General features: G+C 74.3%; 12 protein-coding genes. 3 read left to right on the top strand and 9 right to left on the bottom strand.

What is annotated here, in order from left to right; genetic code table 11:
* From ACIQPQ_RS33930 to ACIQPQ_RS33940, 3 genes are all read right to left on the bottom strand, one after another.
* Entirely contained in the window at positions 1–591 is a 591-nt protein-coding gene (locus tag ACIQPQ_RS33930) for a flavodoxin family protein (protein WP_401311754.1), read from the bottom strand.
* 123 nt (positions 592–714) lie between these two features.
* Positions 715–1,896, bottom strand: a complete 1,182-nt coding sequence (locus ACIQPQ_RS33935) for an amidase family protein (protein WP_401311757.1) — start codon at positions 1,894–1,896, stop codon at positions 715–717.
* Between the two features lie 56 nt (positions 1,897–1,952).
* On the bottom strand, positions 1,953–2,462 hold the full coding sequence (locus ACIQPQ_RS33940) for a DUF6668 family protein (protein ID WP_401311759.1): 510 nt from the start codon (positions 2,460–2,462) through the stop codon (positions 1,953–1,955).
* A gap of 244 nt (positions 2,463–2,706) precedes the next feature.
* On the opposite strand from ACIQPQ_RS33940, the gene ACIQPQ_RS33945 reads away from it, so the two are divergent.
* A complete protein-coding gene (locus tag ACIQPQ_RS33945) occupies positions 2,707–4,185 on the top strand; it encodes a tetratricopeptide repeat protein (RefSeq protein WP_401311762.1) in 1,479 nt (492 codons plus the stop codon).
* Between the two features lie 77 nt (positions 4,186–4,262).
* Here ACIQPQ_RS33945 and ACIQPQ_RS33950 read toward each other — a convergent pair whose 3' ends face one another.
* Positions 4,263–4,748, bottom strand: coding sequence for a VOC family protein (locus tag ACIQPQ_RS33950; protein ID WP_401311765.1), 486 nt, complete (start codon positions 4,746–4,748; stop codon positions 4,263–4,265).
* Between the two features lie 168 nt (positions 4,749–4,916).
* Between ACIQPQ_RS33950 and ACIQPQ_RS33955 the strand changes: the two genes are divergently transcribed.
* On the top strand, positions 4,917–5,543 hold the full coding sequence (locus ACIQPQ_RS33955) for a CGNR zinc finger domain-containing protein (RefSeq protein ID WP_401311802.1): 627 nt from the start codon (positions 4,917–4,919) through the stop codon (positions 5,541–5,543).
* A gap of 22 nt (positions 5,544–5,565) precedes the next feature.
* Here the strand turns inward: ACIQPQ_RS33955 and rarD are convergent, their stop codons facing one another.
* Positions 5,566–6,582: an EamA family transporter RarD gene (gene rarD / locus ACIQPQ_RS33960; RefSeq protein WP_401311805.1), complete on the bottom strand. Its 1,017-nt coding sequence runs from the start codon at positions 6,580–6,582 to the stop codon at positions 5,566–5,568.
* A 247-nt stretch (positions 6,583–6,829) separates the two neighbouring features.
* A complete protein-coding gene (locus ACIQPQ_RS33965) occupies positions 6,830–7,684 on the bottom strand; it encodes an SDR family oxidoreductase (RefSeq protein ID WP_401311767.1) in 855 nt (284 codons plus the stop codon).
* A gap of 239 nt (positions 7,685–7,923) precedes the next feature.
* Here ACIQPQ_RS33965 and ACIQPQ_RS33970 point away from each other — a divergent pair, with 239 nt between their 5' ends.
* Positions 7,924–8,289, top strand: a complete 366-nt coding sequence (locus ACIQPQ_RS33970) for a winged helix-turn-helix transcriptional regulator (RefSeq protein ID WP_401311770.1) — start codon at positions 7,924–7,926, stop codon at positions 8,287–8,289.
* A 49-nt stretch (positions 8,290–8,338) separates the two neighbouring features.
* Here the strand turns inward: ACIQPQ_RS33970 and ACIQPQ_RS33975 are convergent, their stop codons facing one another.
* From ACIQPQ_RS33975 to ACIQPQ_RS33985, 3 genes are all read right to left on the bottom strand, one after another.
* The gene (locus ACIQPQ_RS33975) at positions 8,339–9,340 is read right to left on the bottom strand and encodes a 2-oxoacid:ferredoxin oxidoreductase subunit beta (RefSeq protein ID WP_383776474.1); all 1,002 of its coding nucleotides are present in this window, start codon (positions 9,338–9,340) and stop codon (positions 8,339–8,341) included.
* A gap of 202 nt (positions 9,341–9,542) precedes the next feature.
* Positions 9,543–11,492 carry a 2-oxoacid:acceptor oxidoreductase subunit alpha gene (locus tag ACIQPQ_RS33980; RefSeq protein ID WP_401311773.1) on the bottom strand — a complete coding sequence of 650 codons (1,950 nt, stop codon included), beginning with the start codon at positions 11,490–11,492 and terminating at the stop codon, positions 9,543–9,545.
* A 262-nt stretch (positions 11,493–11,754) separates the two neighbouring features.
* Complete coding sequence (locus ACIQPQ_RS33985; protein WP_401311776.1) at positions 11,755–12,414, bottom strand: LuxR C-terminal-related transcriptional regulator; 660 nt, start codon at positions 12,412–12,414, stop codon at positions 11,755–11,757.
* Positions 12,415–12,728 lie beyond the last annotated feature (314 nt).

The following is a 12,728-nucleotide window of genomic DNA, read 5'->3' on the forward strand; positions in this document are numbered from 1 at the left end:
TCACTCCGCGTCGTACGGGAAGCGGGCGAGCGGCGGCTCCTGGGCGAAGAAGGTCTTGGCGCGGGTGAGGGCCCCGGTGTCCTTGAGGACGTCGCCGGGCTTGCTGCCGTTGCCGAGGAGGACCCCGCCGAACCGCATCCGCAGATAGGCGGCCGAGTGGTTGAGCGCGCCGACCAGCGGTTCGGCGACCTCCAGTTCGTCGTGGGCGAGCGCGGTGACCCCCCACAGGGTGCGCCCGTCGAGGGTCGCGGCGAAGTCGACTCCGGGCGTGCGCAGCCAGCCCGACCAGTGGTCGAGATAGCGCTTCACCGGCGCCGAGAGCGTGTACCAGTACAGCGGCGAGGCGATCACGACGTCCGTCGCCGCGAGCGTCGCGTCGAGCAACAGGCCCGTGGGGCCCTCGGTGGGGCGGACGTGGTCGCTGTCGTGGCGCAGGTCCACGAAGTCCGGCAGCGGGTGGTCGAGCAGGCTGATCCACTCCTGCTCGACATCGGCCGGCAACTGCTCGGCCGCCTTCCGGGCCAGCAGCTCGGTGTTGCCCTCGGCACGGCTGCTCCCCAGCACGAACAGGAAGCGGCGGGTGCTGCTCATCGATCCTCCAGGTCATCGGCGTACGCGCATTAAGTGCGTGTGCATCATATGCGTGTGCACTTAGTTTGGCCAGGGTTGCCGACGCGGTTCCGGACGCGGTTCCGGACGCCGGGGGTATGCCGCCTACGGCGTCCCGGTCGCCGCGTACGCCGCTTCCGCCAGCGTCAGCAGCAGCGCCTCCCGGCCCGGTGCCGCGACCGCCTGGAGCCCCGCCGGGCAGCCGTCCGTGTCGAAGCCGGCCGGGAGGCTGAGCGCCGGATGCCCGCTGAGGTTGAACGCCCACGTCAACGCCGTGGAGTAGCGGTCACCCGGTCCGTCGTGACCGTGGGGGGCGTGCGGAGTCGTCGGGGTCAGCAGCAGGTCCGCCCGCGCGAAGAACGCCGCCAGCCGCCGGTCGTTCACCTCCCGCGCGCCGTCCGCGCCCCCGTCCGTGCCCGCGCCCGCCCCGCCCCCAGCTGTTCCGCCCCCGCCCGCCCGGAGCGCGAGCCAGGCCGCCGCCGGGTCCCGCAGCCGCACGGCGTGCTCCGGCCCCGCGAGCAGCCGTACGGCACCGCTGTCCGCGAGGCGTACGGCGGCGGCGCGGGCGAGGGCCCACTGCTCCGGGTCGGGGACGGCGAACCCGAGACCGGCGGAGAAGACCGCCACCGGCGGGACCCCCGACGCCGCGCACCCCGCCCCGCCCCGCTCGCCGTCGGGGGCAGCCCGCTCCCCGGTCATCGCCCGCCAGTACGCCGCCGCGTCCGCCGGGTGGCGGGCCAGGACCCCGGGTGCCGCCAGGCCCGTACGGTCGGCGGACGGGAAGCGGCCGTTGGTCGCCTTCAGGCCGAGGACCCCGCACCAGGCCGCCGGGATGCGTACCGACCCCGCGCCGTCGGCGCCGGTCGCCAGCGGCACCAGACCGGCCGCGACCGCCGCCGCCGCACCGGCCGACGAGCCGCCCGGCGTGCGGTCGGCGCGCCACGGATTCACGGTCCGGCCGTGCGCGCCGAGCCCCCAGGTCTGCCACGGCGTACCGGGCCCGGGGACGGCGGTCGCGCCGACCGGCACGCAGCCCGCCGCCACGAGCGGGGCGGCCACCCGCAGCCCGTGCCGCCCCTTGACGCCGATCGGCACCCCGGCGAGCGGCAGGTGCGCGCCCGCGGCGAGCCGCGCGTCCACCTCGGCCGCCCGCGCCCCGGCGGCCTCCTCCCACACCTCGGCGAAGGCGCCCAGCGCCCGGTCCACCCGCCGGATGCGCGCGAGGGCCGCCGCGACGACGTCGGTGGCCCGCAGCCGCCCGGCCCGTACGGCGGCGGCGAGCGCCACGGCCGACTCCGCGGGCCCGCCCGCCGCGCCCCCCTCGTACGGGCGGCCGGACGTGTTCAGCGGGTGCGGCGGGCGGCGGCCGTGCCCGTGAGGCGGATCAGGGGGTCGGTCTCGCGTGGCGGCGGGCCCGTCAGGTCGCCCAGCCGCCAGTCCGTCACCCACGGCACCCGGTACACGTCGATCACCGTCTCGATCTGCTTCGCCCGCTGCGCGAGCGGTCGCGGCAGCCTGCCCGGCGCGTCGGCGACGAGGACGATCCCGTCCAGGTCGAGGCCCGCGGGCGCCTGCCCGCGCCGGAACGTCTCCAGGGCCCGTACGGCCGCCTCCAGGCCGGTGGCGTGGGTGCGGGCGACCAGCAGGACGGAGGTCGGCTCGCCGGGGCCCGGCCAGCTCCGGCCGCAGTCGTGGCCGCCGTAGACGGCGGCGAGGGTGGTGGCACCGGCCCCGCCGTGCGTGGCGAGCCAGGAGTAGCGCCGCCCGCCGGGCGCCCGGCCGGGGGCCGCCACCGGTCCGCGCAGCCAGATCTCCGGCCCGCCCGGCCCGCCGCGCTCGTCCGTGGTGCTCATGCCCCGTCCCCCTTCTCCGCCTTCCCCGCTCTCCCGGGCCTTCCCGTGGCTCCCGCCGCGCCCGGTCCCCCCGTCGTGCGCGCCGCTCCCGTCCGGGCCCGGCAGGACCTTGGAACGAGGCTGTGACGTCGCGGTGACGTCGGTACCGGGGGCGAGCGGAGAGACTCGACCCTACGTGTACCGGTGGGTACGCGGGTCATGAGCACAAGGTACGTGCACGGCGATGCGTCAGGGTGAGGAACCGATGTCTCGACTCAGCCGCGAGAAGAAGCGGGAACAGCGGCACGGCGGAGGGGCGGCCGTGGGGTCCGTCCCGCTGGACGTGCGCGTCCGCGCGGGCGGTCCGGCGTCGGTCGGCGACGTCCCGGTCACCGTGGCACCCGGCCAGGAGCCCCAGCACGCCGTCCTCGGCCACCTCCACCGCATCGCCCGGGCCACCGGCCGCCCCGTCCTCGCCACCGTCCACGACGAACGCATCGGCTACGTCGTCCCGCTCCGCGTCGAGCCCGACGGCTCCAGCCACTTCACCGGCGAGCCGCTGCGGGTCGCGCCCCCGAGGGAGCCGGGCGACGGCCCAGCCGTGGCCGCCGCCCCGGTTGCCCCCGCAGCCCCGGTCGCCCCCGCAGCCCCGGCTGCCGCCAGTGCGCCTGCCGTCCCGGCGTCCCCTGCCGTCTCCGCCGCTCCGTCGGCCACCGAGCCTGCGCCGTCGCCCGAGTCCGTGCCGGTCGCGGCTCCCGACCGGAGTACGGCTCCCGCCCCGGCAGAGCCCTCGACCCAGACGCCGACCCCGGCTCCGGAGCCGACCGCGGACCTGACCCCGCTCCCGCTCTCGGACGTCGCCCCCGGCACCGCCGCCGCGCCCACCGGCGTCTTCGGCCCGCCCCCGGTGATGGACACCCCGCCTGCCGGGCCCGTCGCGCCTGCCGGGCCCGTCGCGCCCGCCCCGGCCTCCGCCCCGGAGCCGATCACCGCGTCCACGCCTGAGCCCACCGCCGCACCCAAGCCCGCCCCCACCAGTGCCCCCGCCCCCGAGCCCTTCCCCGTCCCCGCCCCCCTCCCGCTGCCCCTCCCCGAGACCACGCGGGCGCCCGCGCCCGAGCGCGCCCCGCTCCTCGGTCACGTCTCCGCCGCCGACGCCCTCCTCGACCCCGACCCCAAGCCCACCCCGGCCCGCGGGTTCGACGCCGTCGCGGAGGCCGTGCTCGGGGAGGACCCGCGGACCCTGCCGGGTACCGGGGGCGCCCCGGCGCTGCTGGGGGAGCCGCTGGCGCAGATCAACGAGGCCGTGCGGGCGGGCCGTACGGACCGGGCGGCGGCGCTCGCGGACCGTACCCTCACCGAGGCCTCGGCCACCCTGGGCGCCGGGCACCCCGAGGTGCTCCGGCTGCGCGAACTCACCGCGTACATCGCCTACCTGGGCGGCGACCCGGTGCGCGCCTTCCACCTCTCGCTCGACCTGGCCCGGCTCCACCACCGCGACGGCGACGGGGAGAGCGCCTACGGCAACGTGCAGAGCGCGGCGGCGGCCTGGCGGGCGGTGCGCGACCCGTTCCAGGGCCTGAACCTCGGCACCGAACTGCTCACCCTGTGGACCGAACTGGCCGCGGGGGACGGTCCGGCCGCAGAGGAGTCCGACCAACTGGAGTCGGCCCGCGCCCGGATGACCCGGCTGACCCGACGCGCCGAGCGCGCGGGCGGCCCGGAGGACCAGCCCCGAGGGTGACCCCGGGCGGTTCCGGCCGGGCGGCTTGCGTGCGAGCCGTCCCGGCCGGGTGACCGTACGGAGCGGGAGTGTCCGGCTCAGTGCACGCAGTACTCGTTGCCCTCCGGGTCCGCCATGACCACCCACGCCCCGGAGGGCTCCTTCACCTCCCGCAGCACGCTCGCTCCCAGCGCGGTCAGCCGCTCCACCTCCGCCTCCCGCAGCCCCTCCCCGGGGTGGAGATCAAGGTGGAGACGGTTCTTGACGGTCTTCGCCTCGGGCACCCGCTGGAACAGCAGCCGCCGCCCCAGCCCGGTCCCGCTGTCCGCGTCGTACGGGTCCTCGGGATGCCGTACGGCGATGAGGTCACGGAAGGCGGGGCGGCCGTGGAACTCCACCGTCGCCGCGCCGGGCAGCGCGCCCAGCTCCAGCAGCCGTTCGACGAGGGCGCTGTTGTCCTCGACCGCGTAGTGCAGCGCACCGGCCCAGAAGTCGGCCTGGGCGTGCGGGTCGAGGGAGTCGACGACCAGCTTCCAGTGCACGGGCGTCGCGGACGGGCGGGGTGCTTCGGGTGTCTCGCTCATGTAACCAGTTATAGTGGTTACATGAGCGCGCGGGCAACGGAAACGCCGGGAACACCGGAAACTCCGGGATCGGGACCACCGAGTACGCCGGGAACATCGGGAACATCGGGAACGCCGGGTGCGGCACGGGGAGCGCAGGGCGGGTCGCCGGACGGCCGTCCCCCCGGCCTGGTCCTCCACACCCACGACGGCCGCCCCTACCGCTTCGACCCCGGCGCGCTCTGCCTGGAACTCCTGCCGACCGGCGGTCCGGGGGCCTACGCCCGCTACGAGGTGCTGCACACCCCCGCCGACCTGGTCGTCTGGACGGCCCGCAGCCGGCTCCCGGACGGCCTGGAACCCGTCGTCACCGAGGCCGAACTGGCCCGTGTCCGGGAGGTGCGCAACGCCCTGTTCCTGCTCACCGCCGACCACGCGCACGGCCGCCCGCTCCGGCCCGACCTGCTGGCCGCCGTCAACGCGGCGGCGGCCGAACCCCCGCTCGTCTCCCGGCTCGCCCCCGACGGCACCCGCGTCTGGGCGCCCGGCGCGACCGGCACCCAGGTGCTGTCGACGGTCGCCCGCGACGCGATCGACCTGTTCAGCGGCCCGTACGCACACCGCGTCCGCGAATGCGGCGCCCACGACTGCCGACTGCTCTTCGTCGACACCTCACGCCCCGGCCGCCGCCGCTGGTGCGCGATGGAACACTGCGGCAACCGCGACAAGGTCCGCGCCCACCGCGCCCGCGCCAGACCCGCCACCGAACGCCCACCGACCGGACAGTCACCGACCGGGCAACCGTCCTCGCAGTAGACCCGCCTGGCAGGTAGGGGGGCTACGACCTGTTGTTCCGCGCCCCGTCCGTCCCCGACGACACCACGGGCTCCCCTTCCGCGGCGGCACCAGCCGTAGCGGAGGCGGAGGCGGAGGCGGTGGCATGGGCGGTCGCGGCCTCGGCGGGGACGGTCGCCCCCGTGGCGACGGTCCGGCCCGCCGCCCGCCCGTCCGCGGCGAGCCGCGCGGCGGAGCGGCGCGTGAAGCGCAGGGCGTCGGCGGTCAGCAGCACCAGCGCCAGCCACACCAGCGCGAACCCGGCCCAGCGCTCCGGCGGCATCGCCTCGCCGAAGTAGAGGACGCCGAGCAGGAACTGGAAGACCGGCGCCATGTACTGGAGCAGGCCCAGCGTGGAGAGCGGGACGCGGATCGCCGCCGCGCCGAAGCAGACCAGCGGCAGCGCGGTGACGACACCGGTCGCCGCGAGCAGCGCCGCGTGGCCCGCGCCCTCGGTGCCGAAGGTCGCCTCGCCCCGCGAGGACAGCCACAGCAGGTAGCCGAGGGCGGGCAGGAACTGGATCGCGGTCTCGGCGGCCAGCGACTCGACCCCGCCGAGGTTGACCTTCTTCTTCACCAGGCCGTACACGGCGAACGAGAAGGCGAGGCAGAGGGAGATCCACGGCGGGTGGCCGTAGCCGACGGTCAGCACCACGACGGCCGCGAAGCCGACGCCGACCGCGACCCACTGCACCGGCCGCAGCCGTTCCTTCAGCAGCAGCACGCCCATGGCGATGGTGACCAGCGGGTTGATGAAGTAGCCGAGGGACGCCTCGACGACGTGACCGCTGTTCACCGCCCAGATGTAGACGCCCCAGTTGACGGTGATGACGGCGGCGGCGACCGTGACGAGCGCGAGGCGGCGCGGGCTGCGCAGCAGCTCACCGGCCCACTTCCAGCGCCGCACCACGAGCAGGGCCACGGCGACGAAGGCCAGCGACCACACCATCCGGTGCGCGAGGATCTCCCCGGCCCCGGCGGGCTTCAGCAGCGGCCAGAACAGGGGGACCAGCCCCCACATCCCGTAGGCGGCGAAACCGTTCAGCAGCCCGGTCCGGGCCTCACCCCGTGTCCCCTTGGACCCGGCGGCCCCCGCCGATCCCGTCGACTCCCTCGATGTTCCGCCCACGGGCCCTCCTCCGCGCTTGCGCCCTCACTCCGCAGGTCCACCTGCGTGCACGAAGGTAGCGCCGAACACCCCCACCTGTCATGCCCGTATCGCCATACGGTCATGACAGGTGAGGGTGGGCCCGGTCCCGGGTTCCGGCTCAGCCCTTGAGGGCCACCGCGATCGCCTCGGAGAGCGGGGTGGTCGGCCGCCCCGTCAGGCGGGACAGGTCGCCGCTGGAGACGACCAGCTCGCCCTTCTCGATGGACGCGTCGACGCCCGCCAGGATCGCGGCGAGCGGGCCGGGCACCCCGGCACCGGCCAGGATTCCGGCCAGCGCCTCGACCGACACGGCGTTGTAGGCGATGGTCCGCCCGGTCTGCCGGCTCAGCTCGGCCGCGTACTCGGCGAAGCTCCACGCCTCGTCGCCGCCCAGCTCGTACGTCGCGTTCTCGTGGCCCTCGCCGGTCAGGACGGCGGCCGCGGCGGCGGCGTAGTCGGCGCGGGACGCGGAGGAGACCCGGCCGTCCCCGGCGGCGGCGAGCACGGCGTCGTGCTCCAGGACCGGCGCGAGGTTCTCGGTGTAGTTCTCGTGGTACCAGCCGTTGCGCAGCAGCACCCAGGGCAGGCCCGAGGCGAGCAGCGCCTTCTCCGTGGCGCGGTGGTCGTCGGCGAGCGCCGCGGTCAGCGCGCCCGGCGCGCTGGTGTACGCCAGCAGCGCCACCCCGGCGGCCTTCGCGGCGTCGATGACGACCTGGTGCTGCCCCGGCCGGCCCTTGTCGAACTCGTTGCCCGAGATCAGCAGGACCTTGTCCCCGGCGGCGAGGACGCCGTCGAAGGTGGCGGGGGCGTTGTAGTCGGCCACGGCGAGCCGTACCCCGCGGGCGGCGAGGTCGGCGGCCTTCGCCTCGTCGCGCACGACGGCGGTGATCTGCTCGGCCGGGACCGTCTCCAGCAGCTTCTCCACGACGAGGCGGCCGAGGTGTCCGGTGGCTCCGGTGACGACGATGCTCATGGTTCACGAACTCCAGGTGGGGGTGTCAGGTACGAGGAACTGGCACTAACCCTAGGAGCTGCGCTAACCAAACGAAAGTACCCACTTTGAAGTAAGGTACTGGCATGAAGGTAAGTGCGCGTGAGCGGTGTGATGTGTCCGTGCCGACGTCCGGGACCGTGCCGAAGCCCGGGACGGGGCCCGCGTCCGCGCCCGTGGCGGCTTCCGGTTCGTCTGGTCCGTCCGGTTCCGTGGAGGCGATGTGCCCCTACCGCCTGGTCATGGAGCACGTGACCAGCCGCTGGGGCGTCCTGGTGCTGATGGAACTGCTGGAGCGGCCGTACCGCTTCAGCGAGCTGCGGCGCGCGATCAGCGGCTACGGCCGCACGGTCAGCGAGAAGATGCTCACCCAGACCCTCCAGACCCTGGAGCGTGACGGCCTGGTCCACCGGGACGCCCGGCCCGTGATCCCGCCCCGTGTCGACTACTCCCTCACCGGCCTCGGCCGCGAGGCCGCCGTCCAGGTCCAGGGCCTCGCCCGCTGGACGGAGGAGCGGATGTCCGACGTGGAGCGCGCGCGGACGGCGTACGACGAGGCCCGGACGGAGCGCGTCCGGGCCTCGTGACGACGTACCGCCGTACCCGCCCCACCGGGCGGACCGGGCGGGACCGGGTTCAGCCGACGACCGTCCAGGTGTCCCCGCCCGCCAGCAGCGCGGCGAGGTCGCCCTTGCCCTGCCGTTCCACGGCCGCGTCGAGCTGGTCGGCCATGAGCGTGTCGTAGACCGGCCGTTCCACCGAGCGCAGCACCCCGATCGGGGTGTGGTGCAGGGTGTCCGGGTCGGCCAGCCGGGACAGGGCGAACGCGGTGGTCGGGGACGCCGCGTGCGCGTCGTGCACCAGCACCCGCGCCTCGTTCTCCGGGGTCACCGCCACCACCTCCAGATCCCCGGTCGCCGGGTCGCGGACCACGCCCTTCGCGCCGTCGGCGCCGAAACGGATCGGCTGCCCGTGCTCCAGCCGGATCACCGCCTCCTCGGCCGCCTGCCGGTCCTTCAGGACGTCGAAGGCGCCGTCGTTGAAGATGTTGCAGTTCTGGTAGATCTCCACCAGCGCCGTCCCCGGATGGGCGGCGGCCTGCCGCAGGACCTCGGTGAGGTGCTTGCGGTCGGAGTCCACGGTCCGCGCCACGAACGACGCCTCCGCGCCGATCGCCAGCGACACCGGGTTGAAGGGCGCGTCCAGCGACCCCATCGGCGTCGACTTGGTGATCTTGCCGATCTCGGAGGTGGGGGAGTACTGGCCCTTCGTCAGGCCGTAGATACGGTTGTTGAACAACAGGATCTTCAGATTGACGTTGCGGCGCAGGGCGTGGATCAGATGGTTGCCGCCGATGGACAGCGCGTCGCCGTCCCCGGTCACCACCCACACGCTCAGGTCGCGGCGGCTCGCCGCCAGCCCGGTCGCGATCGCGGGCGCCCGCCCGTGGATCGAGTGCATGCCGTACGTGTTCATGTAGTACGGGAACCGCGACGAGCAGCCGATGCCCGAGACGAAGACGATGTTCTCCTTCGCCAGGCCCAGTTCCGGCATGAAGCCCTGGACGGCCGCCAGGATCGCGTAGTCCCCGCAGCCGGGGCACCAGCGGACCTCCTGGTCCGACTTGAAGTCCTTCATCGACTGCCGGCCCACGGCCTTGGGCACCAGGTCGAGCAGGGCCGGGGAACCGCTCCCGTCACCCGTGGGCGGCGTCGCGCAGGCGGAGGCGGGCGTCCCGGCGGAGGATGCGGCGGAGGGTGCGGTGGAGGCCGTGGGAGGGGACGCGGGAGGGGGCGTGGCGGAGGCCGCGGGAGGGGTCGTGGCGGAGGTCGTGGGGGTCTCAGGCATCGGTGCCCTCCTCGATGGCCGCCGTCAGCGCGGCGGCGAGCTGCTCCGCCTTGAACGGCATGCCGTTGACCTGGTTGTAGGACCGCGCGTCGACCAGGTACCGGGCCCGGATCAGGGTCGCCAGCTGGCCGAGGTTCATCTCCGGGACGACGACCCGGTCGTACGCCCCCAGCACCGCGCCGAGGTTCTTCGGGAACGGGTTGAGATGCCGCAGGTGCGCCTGCGCGATCGGCAGCCCCGCCACCCGCAGCCGCCGTACGGCCGCGGTGATCGGACCGAACGTCGAGCCCCAGCCGAGGACCAGGGTGCGCGCCCCGTCCGGGTCGTCGACCTCGACGTCCGGGACCTCGATGCCGTCGATCTTCGCCTGGCGGAGGCGGACCATCAGGTCGTGGTTGGCGGGGGAGTAGGAGATGTGGCCGGTGCCGTCCTCCTTCTCGATGCCGCCGATCCGGTGCTCCAGCCCCGGCGTCCCCGGCACCGCCCACGGCCGCGCCAGGGTCAGCGGATCACGCTTGTACGGCCAGAAGACCTCGCTGCCGTCCTCCAGCGTGTGGTTCGGCCCCTGCGCGAACGCCACGGCCAGGTCGGGCAGTTCGTCCTGCTCGGGGATGCGCCAGGGCTCGGAGCCGTTGGCGAGGTAGCCGTCCGAGAGCAGCATCACCGGGGTGCGGTAGGTCAGCGCGATCCGGGCCGCCTCCAGCGCCGCGTCGAAGCAGTCGGCCGGGGTGCGGGGCGCGACGATCGGGACCGGCGCCTCGCCGTTGCGCCCGAACATCGCCTGGAGCAGATCGGCCTGCTCGGTCTTGGTCGGCAGCCCCGTCGACGGCCCGCCGCGCTGGATGTCGACCACCAGGAGCGGCAGTTCCATCGACACCGCCAGCCCGATCGTCTCGCTCTTGAGCGCCACCCCCGGCCCCGAGGTCGTGGTCACGCCGAGCGCCCCGCCGAACGCCGCGCCCAGCGCCGCCCCGATCCCGGCGATCTCGTCCTCGGCCTGGAAGGTCCGTACGCCGAAGTTCTTGTGCCGGCTCAGCTCGTGCAGGATGTCCGAGGCCGGGGTGATCGGGTACGAGCCGAGGAACAGCGGCAGATCCGCCTGCTGCCCCGCCGCGATCAGCCCGTACGCCAGCGCCAGGTTCCCGGAGATGTTCCGGTACGTGCCGACCGGGAACGCCGTCGCGGCGGGCGCCACCTCGTAGCTGACCGCGAAGTCCTCGGTGGTCTCCCCGAAGTTCCAGCCCGCCCGGAACGCGGCGATGTTCGCCGCCGCGATGTCGGGCTTCTTCGCGAACTTCCTGGTCAGGAACCGCTCCGTGCCCTCGGTGGGCCGGTGGTACATCCACGAGAGAAGGCCGAGCGCGAACATGTTCTTGCTGCGCTCGGCCTCCTTGCGGGTGAGGTCGAAATCCTTGAGTGCCTCGACGGTCAGGGTGGTCAGCGGGACCGGATGGAGCTGGTAGCCGTCGAGGGAACCGTCCTCCAGCGGCGAGGCCGCGTACCCCACCTTCTGCATCGCCCGCTTGGTGAACTCGTCCGTGTTGACGATGATCTCCGCGCCGCGCGGCACGTCCCCGATGTTGGCCTTCAACGCCGCCGGGTTCATTGCGACCAGCACGTTCGGCGCGTCACCGGGGGTCAGGATGTCGTGGTCGGCGAAGTGCAGCTGGAACGAGGAGACACCCGGCAGGGTCCCGGCGGGGGCCCGGATCTCGGCCGGGAAGTTCGGCAGGGTCGACAGGTCGTTCCCGAACGACGCCGTCTCCGAGGTGAACCGGTCGCCGGTGAGCTGCATCCCGTCGCCCGAGTCGCCCGCGAACCTGATGATCACCCGGTCGAGACGCCGTACGTCCTTCGTCCCGCCCGGTTTGCGCTGCTCTCCCACGACGGCCGCGTCCGTGCCGTCGTCCCGTTCCGCTGGGCTGCTGACCTGACTGGTCACTGAACTGGACCTCCTCGAAGGCGGCTGGTCCGGGAGGGCCCACCCGAAGGCGCGCTCCCTGGATCAACCCTACGACTGTGGGGGTCGCCTTCCGGCGGCCCTGCGCATCACGATCAGTGCCCCGGGCCGGCGGGGGCGCCCGCTGGCCATGATTTCCCGCCCCGCCGGTACCGCCCGGCAAGACGCTCCGACCGGTTTCGCTGGGTTCCCCTAGTTGTTCCCCCGAACCGCCCCCGAGGGACGCGGCCCGCCCCGGCGGCCGTCACGAGTTCAGATACGTCAGCACGGCGAGCACCCGCCGGTGGTCGCCGTCGCTGGGGGAGAGGCCCAGCTTCAGGAAGATGTTGCTGACGTGCTTCTCCACCGCGCCGTCGCTCACCACCAGCTGTTTCGCGATCGCCGAGTTGGTCCGGCCCTCCGCCATCAGCCCCAGCACCTCCCGCTCCCGGGGCGTCAGTCCCGCCAGCACGTCCTGCTTCCGGCTGCGCCCCAGCAACTGCGCCACGACCTCCGGATCGAGCGCGGTGCCGCCCTGCGCGACCCGCACCACGGCGTCCACGAACTCCCGCACCTCGGCGACCCGGTCCTTGAGCAGATAGCCCACCCCGCGGCTGGAACCGGCCAGCAGTTCGGTGGCGTACCTTTCCTCCACGTACTGCGACAGCACCAGCACCCCCAGCTCCGGATGCGCCTTGCGCAACTGGACGGCGGCCCGCACCCCCTCGTCGGTGTGCGTCGGCGGCATCCGTACGTCCGCCACCACCACGTCGGGCAGCGCGCCCTCCGCGTCCAGCTCGGTGACCGTCTTCACCAGCGCCACCGCGTCCCCGACCCCCGCGACCACCTCGTGCCCGCGGTCGGTCAGCAACCGCGTCAGCCCCTCCCGCAACAGCACCGAATCCTCGGCGATGACCACCCGCACCCTGACCTCCACCCTCCCGGACCCCCCGGCCCACCCGTCGGACGTAAGCCCCCAGCATCCCAGCAAACAGCTCCGCCGGGGATGCGGGTGGGGAGGTGGGCGGGTTCAGGGGGCGGGCGTAGGGGGCGGGCGTGGGGCGTACCCCCTAGGGGCGCGGGGAACTGCGCGACCGGCCACGACGGCGCCGCACCCGCCGACCACCCCTGACCCCGGAGGGGGTCTAAGACCGTGTCCTACGTGGTGATCGCTCGTTGGGCTGTCTATGGGGCGGGGTACGTGGAGTTGGATTGTTCCGGACGGGCTGTGGGAGATCG

This window comes from Streptomyces sp. NPDC091281, assembly GCF_044757425.1.
GTDB lineage: Bacteria > Actinomycetota > Actinomycetes > Streptomycetales > Streptomycetaceae > Streptomyces.

What these genes read in the sequence shown, in the direction of transcription:
- ACIQPQ_RS33930 (WP_401311754.1), bottom strand. Translation starts at nt 591, where the DNA reads ATGAGCAGCACCCGCCGCTTCCTGTTCGTGCTGGGGAGCAGCCGTGCC.
- ACIQPQ_RS33940 (WP_401311759.1), bottom strand. Translation starts at nt 2,462, where the DNA reads ATGAGCACCACGGACGAGCGCGGCGGGCCGGGCGGGCCGGAGATCTGG.
- ACIQPQ_RS33945 (WP_401311762.1), top strand. Translation starts at nt 2,707, where the DNA reads ATGTCTCGACTCAGCCGCGAGAAGAAGCGGGAACAGCGGCACGGCGGA.
- ACIQPQ_RS33950 (WP_401311765.1), bottom strand. Translation starts at nt 4,748, where the DNA reads ATGAGCGAGACACCCGAAGCACCCCGCCCGTCCGCGACGCCCGTGCAC.
- rarD (WP_401311805.1), bottom strand. Translation starts at nt 6,582, where the DNA reads ATGTGGGGGCTGGTCCCCCTGTTCTGGCCGCTGCTGAAGCCCGCCGGG.
- ACIQPQ_RS33965 (WP_401311767.1), bottom strand. Translation starts at nt 7,684, where the DNA reads ATGAGCATCGTCGTCACCGGAGCCACCGGACACCTCGGCCGCCTCGTC.
- ACIQPQ_RS33970 (WP_401311770.1), top strand. Translation starts at nt 7,924, where the DNA reads ATGTGCCCCTACCGCCTGGTCATGGAGCACGTGACCAGCCGCTGGGGC.
- ACIQPQ_RS33975 (WP_383776474.1), bottom strand. Translation starts at nt 9,340, where the DNA reads ATGAAGGACTTCAAGTCGGACCAGGAGGTCCGCTGGTGCCCCGGCTGC.